Here is an 18,201-nt window from a genome sequence, read left to right as displayed (position 1 = left end):
CCTTTTAAAAATACTATAGCACGCTCAGGAGGCGGATTCAATGCTTTTTGTATTTACCCTGCAGGGAAGGGCAGAACGTAAAACAGCATAACGAAGAAGAAGGTCGCATTGCCCGCCAGCACACACAGATGCCAGATCTCATGATTGCCGAAATACGGCGGGAATGGATTCGGTTTTCCGTTGGCAAAGATCAGTGCGCCGACTGTGTAGAAAAGCCCGCCTGTGATGAGCAGGGAGATGGCCCCCATGCCGAGTTGGTTGTAAATGGGGCCGATGAGGAAGACGATGATCCAACCCATGAGCAGGAAACTGATGTTCGACATCAGCACGGAGATCTTTGCGAAGAAGATGGATTTGAGGGTGATGAAGAAAACCGCTAGGCTCCAGATGATTCCGAACAGCGCCCAGCCTGTGACACCGCTGAAAATGGTCAGGCAGAAAGGGGTATATGTGCCTGCAATGAGGATGTAGATGGCGTTATGGTCGAGGATGCCGAAGATGCGCAGGTATTTTCCGAAAAGCAGAAAGAAATGCAGCAGACAGCTAAATAGAAACGAGAGGAATAGGCTGACGCCGTAAATGGCGAACCCCACCACGTGGATGGGTTTGTCCGCGATGGCCGCCAGTGAGACGAGCACGGTCAGCGCGGAAATGGAAAGGATCGCGCCGATGAGATGGCTGATGGAATTGAAATATTCGTTGCTGTCTGGTGCGGAGATGAGCGGATCTAGATTGGGCTTTTGTACGGTCATGGTGCGGGAGTATATCCTTTAATCGTAATTTCCTGCGGGTTGACTTCGATGTCGATTACATCGCCATATTGGATGCCTTCGATCTCATAAGTGATGACCTCAATCAGCGATGGATTTTGAAAATGGGTCTTCTTGGTTTCGGGGTGCGGATAATACACCCAGCCCGCATATCCCTTTCCCTGAAACCTGACCTTGCAACGTGAGAATGAAAATGTTTCGGGTGGGTGCAGGTCGGTCCACTCGACGAGGGGAAAGGTGAACTCAGGTTTGGTCATCTCGAATTCTAACGGTGCGATGGAAATGTTCAACGTGCCGTTGAAATAAGGAGAGAGGTCAAGCCCGAGCGATTTGAAGTACGGTTTCTGTTTTTCCAATGAACTGTACGGATAATCTTTGGACGGACGCGAGGCCACTTGATGTCCGCGCATGAGGGTGCCGGGGAGGGATGTCCAATTCATGAGCGAGAGTATACCGTAATGCCAATTTGTATAAACGCGTTGTGTTGCCTATCTATATTCAATATTCGACTTTTAATGTGGAGGCGAAAATATCTAAGGCGATAAGGACGTTGTTCATTCGCCTCCATTTCCATACACATCTACGAGGAGATTAGCCCAGAATATTTTCTGGGAGTATGTAAAAAACGAATTCTATTAGTTTTTCGTCAATAAAATTATTGCGTGATGGCACAGCGGAAACCGACACTGAAATCTTCGGAGTATTCAGGATCTTGGAATCCGCGGATCGCGGAAGGGAGAAAGTCAATGTCCAATATAAAGTTATTGTTTCCTCGAAGACCGCGTGCGCCGCTGGCGGACAGGTCCTCGCGGCCGTCATTGGCCTTATAGGGTAGTTCCATTTCCAGACTCGAAACCCATTCTGAAACATTTGCTGCCATATCCAGTACACCGTAAGGACTAACGTCGCCAAAGCGCTGCCGACTTTAGATGTGGGATTCTTGAACGCATCTTCCGCATTTTTTGGGAAATTCAACATATCGGGGGTTGGGTCATTGTTCCCCCATGGGTAGATACGCGCGTCTGTTCCACGAGCAGCTTTTTCCCATTCTGCCTCAGTGGGCAGGCGGCGACCCGTCCATTCGCAGTAAGCTTTCGCTTGATACCAGGAAATGTAAATGACAGGGTAGTCATCATATTCAGGATTTTGGAAATATTCTGTGCGCATCAAAGCGCTGGCATCCGATGGCGGTTCACACCCCCCTGCATCCACGCAGGCTGCATAGAATTTATTGGTTATTTCAGTCTGGTCCATCCAGAATGCTTCAAGATAAACTGTGTGAATGAGATTTTTTTCCCAGTCAAAGACAGCCTCGCGGCCCATTGTGAATTCTCCGGCGGGCACATAGACCAACGTCATGCCGTCCTCGCCTGTCATGGTTGAACCAATTGTAAGTTCCGGGGTTGGGGTGAATGGTATTGGAGTAGCTGTTGGTATTTTGGTTGGCGTGCTGGGTGGCTTACTTGTTGGTACATCTGTGACTGGTATTTCTGTAGTTTGCGCCTCACCACAGGATACTAGAGCAATCATGGATATGAGAATCCAACATAATGATTGTAAGAGAGCTTTCATGGTATTTCCTTTCTTTTGACACAACTCCTCTTGATAGCATTTGGAAAATCCAAATTAAAATTCTAATGTGGTGTTTCTCACAATCACTATACTTAGTTTGATTCCTGATTTCAATAGGTTGAAATATTTGATAAACATGAGCGAATTAGTGCTTATACCCGTGAAATTTTCCCTAGTTCATACCTTTCGAACTACTTGTTAATCAAAAATATCTCGAGATACTCATAAGTAAAAACTGTAGACAACCGTATCTGTCAGAATTTCCTCCCTCCCCAAAATTCAATGTGGCCTGTATAATCCCAGCCATGAAACAAAACCTCAAGCAAACCACAGCAACTCAAGCCGCCGCCGCTACATGCGCATTCTGGAAACCTGTCACGGCTTGAGACTGAATGAAGAATTTCAAAGTCCCGAACCCACAGGTTCGGGACTTTTTATTTGCTGGCGTTCCCAAATTCATCACTTGGTATAATTCGCCAGCCATTTCAAACTTTCGGAGCTACTCATGAGCAAAAAACTAACAGGCAACCAGATCCGCCAGGACTTCATCGACTTCTTCGTCGAGCACGGACATACCGCCGTGCCGTCCATGTCACTCGTCCCGGGTGGAGATGCTACGCTTCTCTTCACAAACTCGGGCATGGTGCAGTTCAAAGATGTATTCATCGGCACGGACACAAAACCCTACAAACGCGCCGTCGACTCGCAAAAATGTATGCGCGTGGCAGGCAAGCACAACGACCTCGAAGACGTGGGCCGTGACGACACGCATCACACCTTCTTTGAAATGCTCGGCAACTGGTCGTTTGGCGATTACTACAAAAAGGAAGCCATTGCATGGTCGTGGCAATTGCTCACCGAAGTGTGGGGACTTCCCAAAGATAAACTCTATGCCACCTGCTTCAGAGATGACAAAGGCAACGTCCCGCAGGATGATGAAGCTGCCGACATTTGGAAGGCGCAGCCCGGCTTCGACCCTTCGCATGTCCTCTTCTTTGGGCGCAAGGAAAACTTCTGGCAAATGGCTGAGTTCGGTCCCTGCGGACCGTGCTCCGAAATCCACATTGACCTCGGCGAAGAGCGCGACAACCTGCGCGGCACAGACCACGTCTGCGGCGTGAACGGCGAATGCACGCGCTTCCTCGAACTGTGGAACAACGTTTTCATTCAATACAATCTCTTCGAAGATGGCCGCCTCGAACCATTGCCCGCCAAGCACGTTGACACGGGCATGGGCTTCGAGCGCATCGTCTCCGTTTTGCAAGGCGTCGACTCCAACTACAAGACCGACCTCTTCACTGGCTCGCTCGACGTTCTGCGCTCGCTCACGGGTCACACCGAAAAGGAAATGCTCGCCGACTTCACGCCCTACCGCGTCATCTGCGACCACGTCCGCTCTGCCGCATTCCTCATCGCCGACGGCGTCGTCCCTGGCAACGCGGGGCGCAACTACGTCACCCGCATGATCATCCGCCGCGGCGCGCGCTTTGGCACCAAGATCGGTTTGAATGAACCTTTCCTCGCCAAAGTTGCCGAAGCCGTTATTGCGGAATACGGCGATTTTTATCCCGAACTCGAAAAGAACAAGGCGACCATTTTAGATAACCTGACTCGAGAGGAAGTCCGCTTCGCTCGTACCGTTGAAGCTGGTACTGCTCACTTGCAGAATCACCTCGATGACATTCGCGCATCAAATAAAACCTCGCTCGATGGACACATCGCCTTCGACCTGTATGCTACCTACGGCTTGCCCTTCGAAATCAGCCGTGACATCGCCCGCGAACAGGGCCTCGACATTGACGAAGCAGGTTTCACTACTGCAAAAGAAGTCCACGCCAAAGCCTCTGGCGGCGGCAAAGCCATGGGTAAACTCGGCGGCGAAGATTCTGAATACTTCGCCAACATCCTGAAAGACTTGCAAGCCAAAAAGAAACTCGGCGCCGCTGGCGTTGAATATGACCCATACAACAGTCCACGCGTGGAAGGTGAAGTCCTCGCTCTGGTAGTCAACGGCGAATCAGTTTCCTCTGCTTCCCTCGATGATGTCGTTGAAGTCATCCTGCCCAAGACTGGTTTCTACATTGAGTCTGGTGGTCAGGTCAATGACGAAGGCTACATTCGCGGTAATGACTGGGAAATAGAAGTGACTTCCGTCCGCCGTGCTGCGGCTGGTGTCATTGCCCACATTGGGCAGGTCATCTCTGGTCTGCCGAAAGTGGGTGATAAAGTTGTCGCTGAAGTGGACACCGTCCGCCGCCATAACATCATGCGCAATCACACTGCCACACATTTGCTTCACAAGGCATTGCATGAAATTCTCGGCGACCATGCCCGTCAGGCAGGCTCACTTGTCTCACCCAAATACCTGCGCTTCGACTTCACCCAACCCGACGGCATGACCCCCGAACAAATTGAACGCGTCGAGAAAATGGTCAACGAAGCGATTGCGGCAGATATGCCCGTGGTCAAAGTGACCAAGTCTCTCGATGAAGCCAAGAAGGAAGGCGCGATGGCGCTCTTCGGCGAGAAATATGGTGAGACAGTCCGCACCGTTTCCATTCTGGACTCGGACGCTTTGCTTGCAGAAAACGTAGAAGCCAAATACTCCTACGAACTCTGCGGCGGTACGCACATCGACCGCACATCAGACATCGGCGCATTCATCATCGTCAGCGAAGGTTCGGCTGCGGCTGGTATTCGCCGCATTGAAGCGGTTACTGGGCGCGGCGCGTACGAACTCATCAACAAGCGCTTCAAGACCTTGAAGCAAAACGGCTCTCTTGAAATCCAGTGTAGATGAAGTGCCTGCAAAAGTAGAAAGTGGACAAGGATGAAATTGCCGAACTGAAGAAGGAACTTGCCAAACTCCGCGCACAGTCTGCGCTTTCAACTTTCAACGTTCAACTTGCCAACGTTCAAACCGTCAAAGATGCAAACGTTCTCGCGGTTGAAATCCCTGACTCGAACGTGGATACCCTGCGTATGCTGGCCGACAAGTTCCGCGAGAAATATCCCAAAGCGGGAGCGGCTGTCCTCGTAACAGGAGCAACTGTCATCGCGGTGGTGACCGAAGACCTCGTCAAGCGCGGACTCAAGGCTGGCGATCTCATCACCGGCATCGGCGGCAAAGGCGGCGGGCGTCCCAATTTGGCACAGGGCAGCCTTACAGCAGATATCAACGATGCTTTGAGTAAATTGGCAAAAGTAGTGGAAGAGAAATTGAAGTAGAAAAAATGGGACACAGCGATACTGTGTCCCATTTTTGTTTTAATTCAAAAGTACAGAGATGGCGATGATCACCAATTGTGCCATTGGGTAATAACTGGCATTATCAAATAACTTTGCGGCGAGGCGGCCTTCCTGGTTTTTGTAGAGTTCATATCCTGCTTTGAAGAGCAGATAGCCTCCTGCCAGTGCGCTGGCAAGCCGATATGGCCAGCCTAAATTGAGGGGCGAAACGAGCGGCAGGAACATGCTGATTATGATCGTCATTCCCAGTGTGAGTAGGACGATCAATCCCGCTTTTTGTGTCCCCAATTGTAGGGGAATGGTTTTGGCGTTGACGCGCTGATCTTCCACCGTATCGTTCCAGTCGGCTGGGACGTTTTGTCCGCCGATTTCCCAAAAGAAAACCCATGCGAGAATCAGCAGAACAGGTTGAAGCGATGGATGCGGATCCACGACGTAAATAGCGGCGATTGGCCCGCTGGATTTGACCAACCCGCTGACGAAGGTCCGCAAATAGGTGACTTTGAGCAGCAGGCAGTAAATTACTTCTAAAATGGCGGCGGCGATTAAGATGACAACGATTGCAGGGTTAAGTGTGTAAGAACCCATGAGCGCCAATGCGAACCAGCCGAAAAACCAAAGCAAGCCGCTGCGGTAGGGGAGTATGTTCTGTGCCAACGGGTAGCGCATATCAGACGACTCAACGGAATAGCCGGCGTTGATGCCGCCGACGAATTTCTCCTTGTCCATAGCAATGCCGACGAGATCATTGAGGGCATAGATTGCTGTATAGGCAGCAAAGGCAGTGATCAGTGAAACTAAAATAACCTGCCATTGGGGAAAATCTCCCAGCCATAGCAAAGCGACGAAACCGGGCATGGCCAGGTCCAATACTCCGTGTGTGGTTCGAGATAGTGCGAAGAAACGTTTCATACTCGTAGCTCCATGCGGGTCAATTTATTTTGGTAAAGTGTGCCATGTAATTTACATCCTCTTTATCTGCGGCAACTTTGAACTTGCGGGTGAAGGGGTTGTACATCAGGCTGGCGAGGCGTACAAATTCCAACCCGGCTTCGCGGTTCCAATTTTTCAGCTCGATTGGGCGAATGAGTTTTGAATATGTGTGAGTGCCGCGCGGTAAAAGGCGCAAAATATATTCGCCGCCTACAATGGCAAACAGGAAACCTTTCGGTGTGCGGTTGATGGTGGAGAAGAAGGCAAGACCGCCTGGCTTTAGCGCCTGTGAACATGCCGCAATTACCTTGCTCGGCTCCGGCACATGTTCAAGCATTTCCATGCATACCACCACGTCGTACGTCCCGGCCTCTTTTTGCGCAAGGTCTTCGACTCTTTCATAGCGATATTCGATGTTCAGTCCCTGCTGTTGCGCGTGCTGGCGGGCGACTTGAAGAGACGCTTCGGACAAGTCCAGGCCTGTTACCTGTGCCCCGGCTTTTGCCAACGCCTCGGAGAGGATTCCGCCTCCGCAACCCACGTCCAATATTTTGGGGTTCGGTGTGTTGAGCTTTTCCATAATGAAGTTTGTGCGCAGCGGGTTGATGGTATGGAGGGTGCCCATCTCGCCTTTGGGATCCCACCAGATTTGGGATACCCTGTCGAACTTGTCTATTTCTTTGTTGTCGGCATTTTCAAATGTGGTCATATTTCACAGCAATCCAATCTTCCAAATTTTTGACAGCGGATTCGATCTCGTCCGCGTTTATATCGTTTACAAAAATACATTCTCCAATGCCATGCGGCATGGGGACGCGCTGCAACCCGTTGCGGTGGTAGGTGCGCTCCGTCAGAGATTGCCAGAGCAGGCTCGGGTCGAGGATCGAGGCGTTCAGTTCGATTCCCAAATCATTGATCAGGCGGAAGATGCGGCTGGTTTCTTCATCGCACAACAAGTCCCGCGCATTGGCAATCAGTGTGGAGATGACAATATCGAGCAAGACCGCCTCGCCGTGGAACAGATGTGCCTCGTGGCGGGTTTCCAGTCCATAACTAAAAGTGTGCCCGAAATCCACTTTGCGCGCCAGATCTTCTTCGAATAAATTTGGCTGTAATTCTTCCAGCATTCCGCTGATTGCGCGGTCGAGGATCACATCGCCTTCTTCATTTTGGAAATGGACTTCAACGCTTTGCGCTCCCTGTTCTTCCAGCAGACAAAACAATCCAGCATCCTTGATGATGGCGAGCTTGATAATTTCGCATACCCCGTTCAGGATATGGCGTTTGGGCAGAGTCTTTAACAGGGATTTATCCAGCAAAACCTTCTGCGGTGGATGAAACGCTCCCAGCCGATTCTTGCTTCCATTGAAGTTGATCCCGGTCTTGATGCCTATCGAAGCGTCAACATATCCCATTAAGGTTGTCGGCACTTTGATATGCGGAACACCGCGGCGGTAACTGCTGGCTACAAAGCCGACCGCATCGGTGAGAACGCCGCCACCAATGGCAATGATCGGCTCATCCCTGCGGTGGATGGGAAAGGAATCCAACTCCCGCAGAATGGACAAGAAATGTTCAACAGTCTTGTTCTCTTCGCCACCGGGAAAAGTGATGATCTTTGCCTCGATGTGGTGATGCGAAAAATAATTCCGTATTTCGGCGGAATAATGTTTTTCCACATTGCTATCCACTACGACAAAGCGGCGGGCATCTTCGATTCTCCCCGCCGATAGCAGCGCCCAATTCTGCGGATGGAATAGTTGTGAGGTGTTGATGACCTCATATTCAATGGTGTGTTGATAGGTGACGTGTCTTGTAGCCATTCTGTCTCATGCCACCTGCTGCCAATTGGACCTGGCTTCCAGCACTCTTTTTGCAAGCTGTTGGGCAAGCTCCAGGCTGTGATTTTTGTAATTGCCGCACTGCGCGATGTTGGCGTATGGTACTTCTCTGGCAGTCAGGATATCGTTTAGAATTTTTTCGTATACGTCGAAAATGGCTTTGGCATGGCCTTCATTAAATAGGACGAGGTAAAAGCCGGTCTGACAGCCCATCAGGCCGATGGAAATGAAATTCTGCGGCATATATTTTTGAAAACCCCACAACAGAAAATGCTCGAAGGAATGCATTTCCGTGGTAGATAGGAAGATTGAATTGGGTTGATTGATACGCAGGTCCACTGCGTATACCACATCGCCTGCTGGTCCCTGGGTAAATGAGCGCAGTTTTACGTGCGGCGCTTTCAAAATGCGGTGATCCAATTCCCCGACTGTATCGGCCTCCCAACCGAGTTGCATAACGTCTATCATAACTTTCTCCTGTAACTGAATAAATAGCTTGGTGACAGCCACTCAGCGACTGTCACAGTTTTACACAAATTGCGACAAATGCCTGTAACTGTCGTTTAACGCCTTTTCCCATGACTGAACATGGTGATACAACTCAACAGATGCATATCCGGAAAAGCCGTTATCGGTCAGCGCTTTGAAGCTGGCTGCAAAATCCATTGTCCCTTCGCCGGGAATTTCATGAAAATGAACAATGCCTGTCAGGGTATTTGCCACCATTTTGTCCATCAACAATTTTCCGTCTTTATTTTTTGTACTTCTTAAATAAATGATGATGGGTCTTGCCCGTTCCAGCACATCGTATGTCAGCCCCGGCACGGAGATGAGATAAACGAATATTTCGCTCTCAAATGGGGATTGACCTGTATACAACCCGTTATAGTCTACAAAGGCGGGTGGCGTGAAGATGTTCACCGCGCCCAAGATGGACTCGATCCGTTTCTTCTGTTTTGCATCAGGGATTTCATCGTGGAAATAAATAGGATGATCGGGGTCAACCAGCAGGTAGTCTGCAAACTCGGGGAAGTAGATAAGATATTTGGCGAAGTTCAAATCCATCTTGAGATCGTCCGTCATTTTGACCAGTTTCAGGTTGTAGCCCTCCTGTGAATCGGAGACGTGCAGGAATTTCGCGTATGGGGCAGCCTTGCCCAGCGTTTCGAGATAATTCTGTTCCGAACAATAATTGTGATTCAGATCAAGATGTAGTTGGAAACGCGGCGAATTGATTTCATTGACAAGGCTCATGCCCTGTTCCAGTGTCTCAATGTACATACCCGGTTCCGGTTCGATCAATAGGGTAATGTCTTCGTCATCTCTAACAGTTTTCAAGCATTGATGGATACTATCCACCAGAAGTTCGCGCGGATTAACTGAGGGATTGCTCACATGCTCATCGCGGATGAAGCCGCTTCCAAAGGTGACGAGGGAAACGTCCAGCTTTCGAGCGACATCAATCCCGCGACGGACGAGGTCAATGCGGCGCTTCCTGCCTGCCAAATCGGGTGTCATCAGGGAAGGTTCATGCGGTCTGGACGGGGTGAAAAAATGTGATGCGGTTGATACGCAGGCAGCTTTCACATCCAGACTGTCGAGCTGCTTTTTGACTTTTGCGAGATATTCGTCGGTAATATCAAACGGATTGAACTGATCTCGATGAAAGGAAAGTTCGATGCCCGGATACCGCGCCTTGTCCACTTCTTTGATCGAATCCAGAAAGTTCAGGTTGGTTAGCCCAAATGTACTGTAACTAAGCTTGATCATTGTTGCTCCAAAAAACTATTGTATTCCTTGGTGTTTTGTTTCTGGCTGGTTTTATATTAAATATCTGACCGTCTGGCAACTTGCAATTCTACCATGCCGTTATATGTCATCTGACAGGCGAAGGCCTTAGCCCAATGACCATTGGTACCATTAAAACATACGGTGGGTGCATAGGCTTGTCCGATAATGAAGGGGAGCGCCAGCAGGATTCCACTCTGAATTAGAAATTTGTATTTCATATTTTATTCCCCGATCTTAATTAATGAAAAATGAATTTTTGTAGAAGAGGAGTGTGCGTTTTAGACCAATAGGAGGAACCTGTTGAAAATAAACAACACAGGAATGAGTGCAAAACTCGTTTCTGTGTTGTTTATTCAAATCGATGAAAGTGGATTTATCCCGACCCTTGTTTTAGTTATGATCCGCGATCAACGGTGTGATGTATTTTTCGAGCATGGTCATGGTGACTTCGCCTGTCCATGCATAGCGGACGGTGCCAGTGCGGTCGATCACGTAGGAGTTGGGGAGACTCCCGTTGCGAATGGCGTTGATCGATGCGCTCTCAGGGTCGAGCCAGATGGGAAAGGTCAGCCCAAGGCTGTCTGCGAATTCGGTGACCGCATCTTTTGCATCACCTGCCTCCACGGCAATGACCGTGAAGCCTTCGGCGGAGTGGGTATCATGATATTGCTTCAGGATGGGCATCTCTGCCTTGCAGGGCGGGCACCACGTAGCCCAATTGTTGACCAGGACAATGCTGCCCTGATAATCAGCCAGCGATTGCGTATCACCATTGATACTTTCCAGCGCAAGTTGCGGCGCGGGGAAATTCACTTCCGCAGGTACGATGGATAATTCCTCTGCGGCAGGCAGGCTTGTCTTTCCACCGCTGCCTAATAACCACAGAAAGAAGGCGATCCCAAACAGGATCAGCCCAACACCCGTGAGCGTGGATGTGGTGTTCTTTTTTCGTTTTCTGGGATATTTATGTTTGTTTGTGTTTGTCATATCTGGCCTGCAAAGATTTGAAAGCGACAGTTACCTTTCAGGCGGCTGTCGCTTTCAAAATTAATGACTGAGTGCTGACTGTATCTCTGCCAGCAATTGTTGTTCGGGATACGCGCCAACGACGATTCCCTGCCCGGAGTTGATCACGGTTTGGGGTACGCCCTGTACGCTGAAACGCTGTGTCAATTCGGGAAATTCCATTGCATCGACTGCCTCCGCGTGGATCATGGCGGGGTTTTCCATGGCGATCTGGTGTGCGAGCAACACGGCTCGCGGACAATGCGGTCAGGTAGGGGTGACGAAGACCTGTAAATGCAGAGGCTTTGTCAGGGATTTGAGAAATTCCCGTGTCGCCGTGCCCAGTCCGGAGTCCCGTTTGGAGGCGAAGAGAATATCGTTGATCAGGGTGCTGAATTCATATCCAGAAGGAATGCCTGAGAATTGGATTCCGAGGTCGATGACTTTATCCCCATCCCTGCCTGCAATGACGATCACTGGGGCTTTATCCACCCTGTATTGGGTTGCCAAGGCCGCATCGTCGTTAAGGTCATGAATGGAAAGGTTCACCCGTTCGTCTATTTCGCTGATCTCGCGGACCAGCTTTTCTGTTTCGTCGCAATATTCGCAGTTTTCCCTGCTCCCGAAGAAGAGGATCTGCACTGGGTTGGAGATCCCGGCAAAAGCCTGCCGAATCTGTCCAACGATCTGTTCGTTCAATAGTTTTTCCATGTTTTGCTCCAATGGATGGTTTGGGTGTTTCACTACCCTCTTTGGATGCACAGCTTGCCGAAAAGTTGCATGCAATTCTTTGATATACTTTCGGTGCAACTTTTCAGGATAAACTTCATCCAATGAGTATTACAACGACACCCGAGATTTCTATTGATGCCCTGCGTGCGGGAGACCGTGCCGAGTTTGCGCGCATGGTGGATGTTCACTCCGCCCTGATCTATCGGCTGGGGTTGAAGATGCTTGGCAATTCGCAGGATGCCGAGGATGTTCTTCAAAATACGTTTTTGAATGCGCTTATGCACCTCTCTTCTTTTGAGGGCCGCTCGAGCATTTCCACCTGGCTGTATCGCATCGCTTCCAACGAAGCCTTGATGATGCTTCGCAAAAAACAGCCTGTCAGCATCGAAGATATGCAGGCCGAAGATTCAGAGGACGGGCTCATCCCTGCGATATTCACAGATTGGAGCGCCCTGCCTGAAAGTGAATTACTCGCTGGCGAGAGCAAAAGCGCAATCGATGCCGCCATTGCAAAGACTGCCGGAGCAATTGAAGATCGTCTTTGTTCTGCGCGATATCGAAGGCGTTTCGATCAAGGAAACCGCAGAGATACTTTCTCTGACAGAAACCAATGTGAAGACCCGTTTGCTGCGTGCCCGTATGGCTCTTCGTGAACAGTTATCGGTGTATTATGGCGAGCGTATGCCTCGAAAGGAAAAAAATGACTGACCATCTCCACGACAACTGTAAAGCCTTGCTTGGCTCCCTTTCTGAATACATTGACGGTGAATTGCCGTCCGACCTATGCAGAGAGATCGAAAAGCACCTTGAGGGCTGTGATAACTGCCGAGTCGTTTTAAATACAACAAAGCGGACAATTGACCTTGTGCATATCACCCCCGAAGAACAGACCGTGCCCGACGACGTACGCGAACGCCTTTTCAAACGCCTCAAACTAGACGATTACCTGAATCCACAGCCCTAGGCATTTTCTACACCTCATCATTGCGGATCGGGTTTTCAGTCTTATTCCCTCAATATGACCCCGCCAAAGCCATTCAAGCGAATGGCTTTTTCTTTTGCTGTATCTCTGCTTGATAAAGTGAAGATACATTCCGAGAACTCAATTTGGATTTCTTTTTCAAGACCATCGAAATTCAACAGAATGATCAGGCTTTCATCTGCGCTTTTTCGTTTGTATCCCAGAACCCCATTGGGCAGACCGTTCAATATTTCCTGTGAACCTTCTCGCAGAGACGTTTCCTGGTTGCGGATCTTCATCAAGCCCCGAATGGTGTTCAATAAAGAAGCCTTGTCCTGATTTTCTTTTTCCACGTTTATTTCACGGTAATTTCCATGCACAGGCAGCCATGTCTTTTCAGCAGACGAGAAGCCTGCGTTCTTTGTCCCATCCCATTGCATCGGCGTGCGGACTTCGTCGCGGTTGATGAGCAAGCCAAGTAAATCAAAGATAAAGCGTGGAATGAGTTTGAATTTGTGGGGGATCGGGTCAAGCGCGGAGCCGAAAGGCTGCTTTAAATCGGTCATGCCGATCTCTTCGCCGTAGTACATGCACGGCACACCGCGGACAGTGAGTTGCAACATGGCTAGCAGTTTTGCCTTGCGAAGATCATCTCCAAGCCTGTGAATGCTTCGGTGTCTGTCGTGATTGCTGAAGACGTACACGGGCATGAACGGGTCGGGAAAATGCGCTTCGATGCGCTCGATCAACTTGCGGAAATAATCCGCGCTGAATTGGAAGCTGAGCATTTCGAAAGTCAAAGACCAGCCCCAGCCCGTTGTTGACCTCATTCCCAAGGAATTTGCGGATGATGGATCTGTCTCCGCTCACTTCGCCGAGCAGGATTTTTTCGCCGAATTCGTCACATACACTGCGGAGTTCCTTCGCGAATTCGAAACTCTCTGGCTGATTCAGGTTGTATTTTGCTTCTTGAAAGAATCCAGAGGGGTCATCTTCAGTGGGCAGAAGTTTGAACGAGAATGGATTGTTCCGAAATTCCGCATCCTTGTAGATGACGTTGAAAATATCCAGTCGAAAACCGTCCACGCCTTTGTTTAGCCAAAAGCGGACCGTGTCGAACATGGTCTTTTTGACTTCGGGATTGCGATAGTTTAGGTCAGGCTGGAAGGGGAGGAAGCTCGACCAGAAATACTGTCTGCGCTCGGCGGAGTAATGCCAGCCATTACCACCCGTCATGCTTTGCCAATTGTTGGGCTTGTCTCGCCAGATATACCAATCTGCTTTGGGATTGTCTTGTGAAGAGCGCGATTCCTTGAACCACGGATGCTCAATGGAGGTATGGTTCATCACCATGTCAAAGACGATTTTCATGCCGCGTTGGTGAACTTCTTCGATGAGTTGCTGAGTATCGTCCATGCTGCCGTATTCGGGAGCGATGTCAGTGTAGCTGCTGATGTCGTAACCCGTATCAGCTTGCGGCGAGGAAAAGAACGGGGAGATCCACAGCGTTTCGAATCCCAGTTCGTGCAAGTAATCCAGTTTTTGGATAATGCCTTTTAAGTCCCCGATCCCATCGCCGTTTGTATCGTAAAACGAACGCGGGTAGATTTGATAGATGCTTGTTTTGTGATACCAGGGTGTTGACATGTTTGTATTTTATCAACTCATTGTTGAGAAATGTTCTCGAATTAATCGGTTTATGAAAAGATATGACTTTTGACATTATTTATAGGTATGTGCTTGTGCTATATTGATCATGACCCACTCACTGGAGGAAGATAAAAATGAATAATCGTGTTTTATTCAGCATGCTGGTTGTAAGTGTCCTGACCATGGCGTGTGCTTTGTTGTTTCCAGCGCCTGCGCCGACTGCGACCGCCGTTATTCCACCCACGATCCCGCCTGCAACTGCAACTTTGGCCCCGACGGCAACAACTATCCCGACAGATACGCCGATCCCTTTACCAACGCCAACTCTCATCATCGTTCCGCAGCAATGGAATGGCACGTACGCTCAGGCTGGGATCGGCAAGCTGAGAATCACCATCATTCTCGATAAGCTCAAGGGAAATACATTCACAGGCAAAATGCTTTGGACGGGGACGGACAATTTCAGAGGTGCAATGACTGCGATCAGCGGGGAATTTGTAACTGATTTTGGCGATGCGGAGGAACAGGCCCTATGGGGCAATCATCCAGACTATAAAAATGGAGATCGGAGCGGTACCTGGATCAAATGGACAGAAACTACATTTTTGAATGGCGGCGGCTATACTTTGGGCGGCTGGTACTACGGGCACATTCAGGATGGGGATTCGATGACAGGTATTTATTACCTGAACGAGAAGGTTACTTCATTTGCCAGTAGCGATTTTTGGGAGCTCGAAAAAGTTAAGTAGAAAAAATCGCTTCAGGAAACCTGAAGCGATTTGCTGTTTACTGCATTTCAAAAGGCAAAATCTGGATTGAGACCATTTTGAGTTTGTGGGTTTTCATTTCCTGCGAATCCATGTGCATAGGCGTGTAATTCATCCACCGATTCGATCAGCACGTCTGCAAACTCCACCAGATCTCTTGCTGATGAGACGCCTGAAAGCACACCTACGACCATGCCTGCCCCGGCAGAGCGCGCCATTTTCAAATCTGCTGTGGTGTCTCCTACAACCATTACCCGGGTAGGATCGATCTTCATTCTTTCACAAATGGTCAAGACCATATCAGGCGCAGGCTTTGCCTTGATTCCGTCGTCTGCACAGACCATGGTTGATATATATTCTTCAATATCGAATGCCTCGATCATTGCCTGAGTGGGAGCGCGGTCATCGGTGGTGGCAATGCCGATCAGAATTCCCTTGCCATGCAGTTGACCGAAGAGCGCCCGCGTGTCTGTGAATTGTTTTGCGAGGATCACAGGGTCGGGAATGCACCAGCCCGCTTCGACCGCCTTTTCGGCTGCCGCTTCGCTTAGACCGAGAGATTGCATTACTTCGACCGTCAAGCGGTACAGCTGTGACATGGGGGTGGCCGCCAGTTTTCCATGTGCCAGCACTTTTTTGTGATCGTCATCGTAGCCCATGGCGAGACATAAAGGCTCGCGGACATTCAGCCCGCTGACGAGATGCAGCTGCTCCGCCAGATAGACGACCCATCCGCCCCACATGGCGTCAAAGTCGATGAGCGTACCGTCCTTGTCGAAAATAATGGCCTGTGCCTTGAAGTGTTTCAGATCATTCATTCAATTCATCCTGTTCATAATAAGATGACAGTCACATTCGCAAAGCGGGTGACTGTCATCTGGTTTAACTGTCAGTTTAACGTGCGCTATTGTACATGGATTTCAAGTTTTAGTGTCCTGTTCCCTGGGTTCCTATCAAAACTATCAGTTGACTTTTGGACTCGATTCATGCAACAATGGCTCATGTCGTTTTGGTGGGGGAACTTTCCCCCTTGGCGATACGTCCATTCAATATCACAAAACTGGCGATGAGGTGGGACAGCCTTATATGGAAAGGAGGGCTTATGACTTAATAGGTATCTCTGAAGCACAGCGGGACGCCGCCTGCTGGTCTTCTTTATTGTCTGTATTGAAAAATAAAAAAACTAAATAGGAGAAGAAAAATGAAACCCTTACGCAAAGCCATCGGCTTTAGTGTTCTACTGTTGCTGCTGTTTATGTCCGCCTGTGGCGGCGGTGCGCCAGCGGCTACCGAAGCCCCGTCATCGCAAGACTATTCCTACGAGTCGCCCGCTGCAACCGAGGCACCAGCAATGGAAGAACCTGCCGCGGAAGCGCCTGCTTCCAGCCCGCAACAACAACAGAACGGGCAACAACCCCCATCGAACAACGAACCATATGACATGTTCTTCGAAGACTATGGCGTCAATCCATCCATAGATACCGAAGATGACAACCTTTCCACCTTTGCGTTGGATGTGGATACGGGTTCGTATACTGTCATGCGTAATTATTTGCAGGATGGAAATCTTCCACCCCAGGATTCTGTGCGTGTGGAAGAATACGTCAATTACTTTGATCACGGCTACGCATTGCCTCCGCCGCATCAGGCTTTTGGAATTTCCATTGATGGCGGTCCCTCGCCTTTTACCGAAACCGAACGCTACGATATGCTGCGCATCGGTATTCAAGGGTACGAAGTGGCCGATGAAGACCGCAAAGATGCCGCGCTGACTTTCGTGATCGACGTCTCTGGTTCGATGGATATGGACAACCGCCTCGGCCTGGTCAAACGTTCGCTGGAATTGCTCGTCGAACAATTGCATCGAAATGACACGGTCAGCATTGTCGTCTACGGATCAGAAGCCCGCGTCGTTCTCGAACCGACGCCTGGTTCTGATTCTGGACGGATTCTCGACGCGATTTACAGTCTTCAACCCGAAGGGGCCACCAACGCGGAGGCGGGTCTGCGCCTCGGCTACGGCATGGCCATGGAAGCCTTTAATCGCGATGGGATCAATCGGGTGATCCTATGTTCAGATGGCGTGGCAAATGTCGGCTTGACCGGACCCGATGCCATTCTCGGAGAAGTCAGTCACTACGTGGAAGAAGGCATTACGCTCACCACCATCGGCTTCGGCATGGACAATTACAACGATACCCTCATGGAACAACTCGCCGATAACGGCGATGGTTTCTACGCCTACGTAGATGATGTGGACGAGGCCCGCAAATTGTTCATTGACGAAATCACGGGCACCCTGCAAACCATCGCATTGGACGCGAAAGTGCAGGTCGATTTCAATCCGCAGGTCGTGATGCGTTACCGCCTTGTCGGGTACGAAAACCGTGCCGTGGCCGATGACGAATTCCGCGATAACACGGTGGATGCAGGCGAGATTGGCGCGGGGCATTCCGTCACAGCTTTGTATGAGGTCAAGTTGTATCCAGAAGCACGCGGCAGGATTGCCACGGTCCTCATGCGTTGGGAAGACCCCGACACACATCAAGTCGTTGAGATATCAAAGGATTATGACACCAGCCAGATCTCCTCGGATTTCCGCGAGACCGACCCGTACTTCCAGCGCGCGGTTGTTGTGGCTGAGTTTGCTGAAATCTTGAAAGGCAGTTACTGGGCCGAAGAAAGCTCCATGGATGATGTCTACGACGAAGCCCGCCGCATCGCTGATTATCTTTACCGCGATGATGTGATGGATGAATTCGTTGACCTGGTCCGTGAAGCGAGGCGGTTGCTGGATTAAGCGATAATCTTCGCTTCTTAACTCAATGCTTTGGCTTCGTTCGCGAAAAACGCTCAGCGCGATGCAGGTGAATTAATAAAAAAACAAGTGACAGTTGAAGGCAACTGTCACTTGTTTACATATTTACCTG

At 49.8% G+C, this 18,201-nt stretch carries 19 protein-coding genes and 1 pseudogene; 6 read left to right on the top strand and 14 right to left on the bottom strand.

The features are described 5' to 3' along the window. Positions 1-53: 53 nt before the first annotated feature. The 3 genes from IPI86_RS23110 to IPI86_RS23100 all read right to left on the bottom strand — a co-directional run bounded on the left by IPI86_RS23110 (position 54) and on the right by IPI86_RS23100 (position 2,342). The gene (locus IPI86_RS23110) at positions 54-752 is read right to left on the bottom strand and encodes a hemolysin III family protein (RefSeq protein WP_345300392.1); all 699 of its coding nucleotides are present in this window, start codon (positions 750-752) and stop codon (positions 54-56) included. Then, entirely contained in the window at positions 749-1,210 is a 462-nt protein-coding gene (locus IPI86_RS23105; RefSeq protein WP_345300391.1) for a hypothetical protein, read from the bottom strand. The genes IPI86_RS23110 and IPI86_RS23105 overlap by 4 nt, the downstream gene beginning before the upstream one ends. Positions 1,211-1,361: 151 nt before the next feature. Then, positions 1,362-2,342, bottom strand: coding sequence for a formylglycine-generating enzyme family protein (locus tag IPI86_RS23100; protein WP_345300390.1), 981 nt, complete (start codon positions 2,340-2,342; stop codon positions 1,362-1,364). A 505-nt stretch (positions 2,343-2,847) separates the two neighbouring features. Between IPI86_RS23100 and alaS the strand changes: the two genes are divergently transcribed. Both alaS and IPI86_RS23090 read left to right on the top strand, forming a co-directional pair. Beyond that, positions 2,848-5,142, top strand: coding sequence for an alanine--tRNA ligase (gene alaS, locus IPI86_RS23095; protein WP_345300389.1), 2,295 nt, complete (start codon positions 2,848-2,850; stop codon positions 5,140-5,142). 20 nt (positions 5,143-5,162) lie between these two features. Then, positions 5,163-5,570, top strand: coding sequence for a DHHA1 domain-containing protein (locus IPI86_RS23090; RefSeq protein WP_345300388.1), 408 nt, complete (start codon positions 5,163-5,165; stop codon positions 5,568-5,570). A 39-nt stretch (positions 5,571-5,609) separates the two neighbouring features. On the opposite strand, the gene IPI86_RS23085 is transcribed toward IPI86_RS23090, so the two are convergent. The 8 genes and pseudogenes from IPI86_RS23085 to IPI86_RS23050 all read right to left on the bottom strand — a co-directional run bounded on the left by IPI86_RS23085 (position 5,610) and on the right by IPI86_RS23050 (position 11,872). Beyond that, positions 5,610-6,503, bottom strand: coding sequence for a UbiA family prenyltransferase (locus IPI86_RS23085; protein WP_345300387.1), 894 nt, complete (start codon positions 6,501-6,503; stop codon positions 5,610-5,612). Between the two features lie 19 nt (positions 6,504-6,522). Beyond that, on the bottom strand, positions 6,523-7,233 hold the full coding sequence (ubiG, locus tag IPI86_RS23080; RefSeq protein WP_345300386.1) for a bifunctional 2-polyprenyl-6-hydroxyphenol methylase/3-demethylubiquinol 3-O-methyltransferase UbiG: 711 nt from the start codon (positions 7,231-7,233) through the stop codon (positions 6,523-6,525). Further along, a complete protein-coding gene (locus IPI86_RS23075; protein WP_345300385.1) occupies positions 7,220-8,347 on the bottom strand; it encodes a sedoheptulose 7-phosphate cyclase in 1,128 nt (375 codons plus the stop codon). The genes ubiG and IPI86_RS23075 overlap by 14 nt, the downstream gene beginning before the upstream one ends. A gap of 6 nt (positions 8,348-8,353) precedes the next feature. Next, positions 8,354-8,833, bottom strand: coding sequence for an S-ribosylhomocysteine lyase (locus tag IPI86_RS23070; RefSeq protein WP_345300384.1), 480 nt, complete (start codon positions 8,831-8,833; stop codon positions 8,354-8,356). A gap of 60 nt (positions 8,834-8,893) precedes the next feature. Then, a complete protein-coding gene (locus IPI86_RS23065) occupies positions 8,894-10,135 on the bottom strand; it encodes a sugar phosphate isomerase/epimerase family protein (protein WP_345300383.1) in 1,242 nt (413 codons plus the stop codon). Positions 10,136-10,546: 411 nt separating this feature from the next. Further along, positions 10,547-11,143: a TlpA disulfide reductase family protein gene (locus tag IPI86_RS23060; protein WP_345300382.1), complete on the bottom strand. Its 597-nt coding sequence runs from the start codon at positions 11,141-11,143 to the stop codon at positions 10,547-10,549. Positions 11,144-11,203: 60 nt separating this feature from the next. Then, positions 11,204-11,416 (bottom strand): annotated as a pseudogene (locus IPI86_RS23055) (thioredoxin family protein); the annotation flags it as partial. A gap of 12 nt (positions 11,417-11,428) precedes the next feature. Beyond that, positions 11,429-11,872: a hypothetical protein gene (locus IPI86_RS23050; RefSeq protein WP_345300381.1), complete on the bottom strand. Its 444-nt coding sequence runs from the start codon at positions 11,870-11,872 to the stop codon at positions 11,429-11,431. A 122-nt stretch (positions 11,873-11,994) separates the two neighbouring features. On the opposite strand from IPI86_RS23050, the gene IPI86_RS23045 reads away from it, so the two are divergent. After that, a complete protein-coding gene (locus IPI86_RS23045; RefSeq protein ID WP_345300380.1) occupies positions 11,995-12,546 on the top strand; it encodes a sigma-70 family RNA polymerase sigma factor in 552 nt (183 codons plus the stop codon). A 47-nt stretch (positions 12,547-12,593) separates the two neighbouring features. Then, positions 12,594-12,857 (top strand): anti-sigma factor, encoded by a 264-nt coding sequence (locus IPI86_RS23040; protein WP_345300379.1) that lies wholly within the window; start codon positions 12,594-12,596, stop codon positions 12,855-12,857. A 41-nt stretch (positions 12,858-12,898) separates the two neighbouring features. Here IPI86_RS23040 and IPI86_RS23035 read toward each other — a convergent pair whose 3' ends face one another. Both IPI86_RS23035 and IPI86_RS23030 read right to left on the bottom strand, forming a co-directional pair. Further along, positions 12,899-13,603, bottom strand: a complete 705-nt coding sequence (locus IPI86_RS23035; RefSeq protein ID WP_345300378.1) for an alpha-amylase family glycosyl hydrolase — start codon at positions 13,601-13,603, stop codon at positions 12,899-12,901. Next, the gene (locus IPI86_RS23030; protein WP_345300377.1) at positions 13,503-14,501 is read right to left on the bottom strand and encodes an alpha-amylase family glycosyl hydrolase; all 999 of its coding nucleotides are present in this window, start codon (positions 14,499-14,501) and stop codon (positions 13,503-13,505) included. The genes IPI86_RS23035 and IPI86_RS23030 overlap by 101 nt, the downstream gene beginning before the upstream one ends. Before the next feature lie 137 nt (positions 14,502-14,638). Between IPI86_RS23030 and IPI86_RS23025 the strand changes: the two genes are divergently transcribed. Continuing rightward, complete coding sequence (locus IPI86_RS23025) at positions 14,639-15,253, top strand: hypothetical protein (RefSeq protein ID WP_345300376.1); 615 nt, start codon at positions 14,639-14,641, stop codon at positions 15,251-15,253. Positions 15,254-15,300: 47 nt separating this feature from the next. On the opposite strand, the gene IPI86_RS23020 is transcribed toward IPI86_RS23025, so the two are convergent. Then, positions 15,301-16,089, bottom strand: coding sequence for an HAD family hydrolase (locus tag IPI86_RS23020; RefSeq protein WP_345300375.1), 789 nt, complete (start codon positions 16,087-16,089; stop codon positions 15,301-15,303). Between the two features lie 383 nt (positions 16,090-16,472). On the opposite strand from IPI86_RS23020, the gene IPI86_RS23015 reads away from it, so the two are divergent. Next, a complete protein-coding gene (locus IPI86_RS23015) occupies positions 16,473-18,071 on the top strand; it encodes a von Willebrand factor type A domain-containing protein (RefSeq protein ID WP_345300374.1) in 1,599 nt (532 codons plus the stop codon). Positions 18,072-18,201 lie beyond the last annotated feature (130 nt).

It is taken from the genome of Candidatus Villigracilis affinis, assembly GCF_016705895.1.
In the GTDB taxonomy this organism is placed as follows: domain Bacteria; phylum Chloroflexota; class Anaerolineae; order Anaerolineales; family Villigracilaceae; genus Villigracilis; species Villigracilis affinis.
This window is presented reverse-complemented; position numbering and strand designations above follow the sequence as displayed.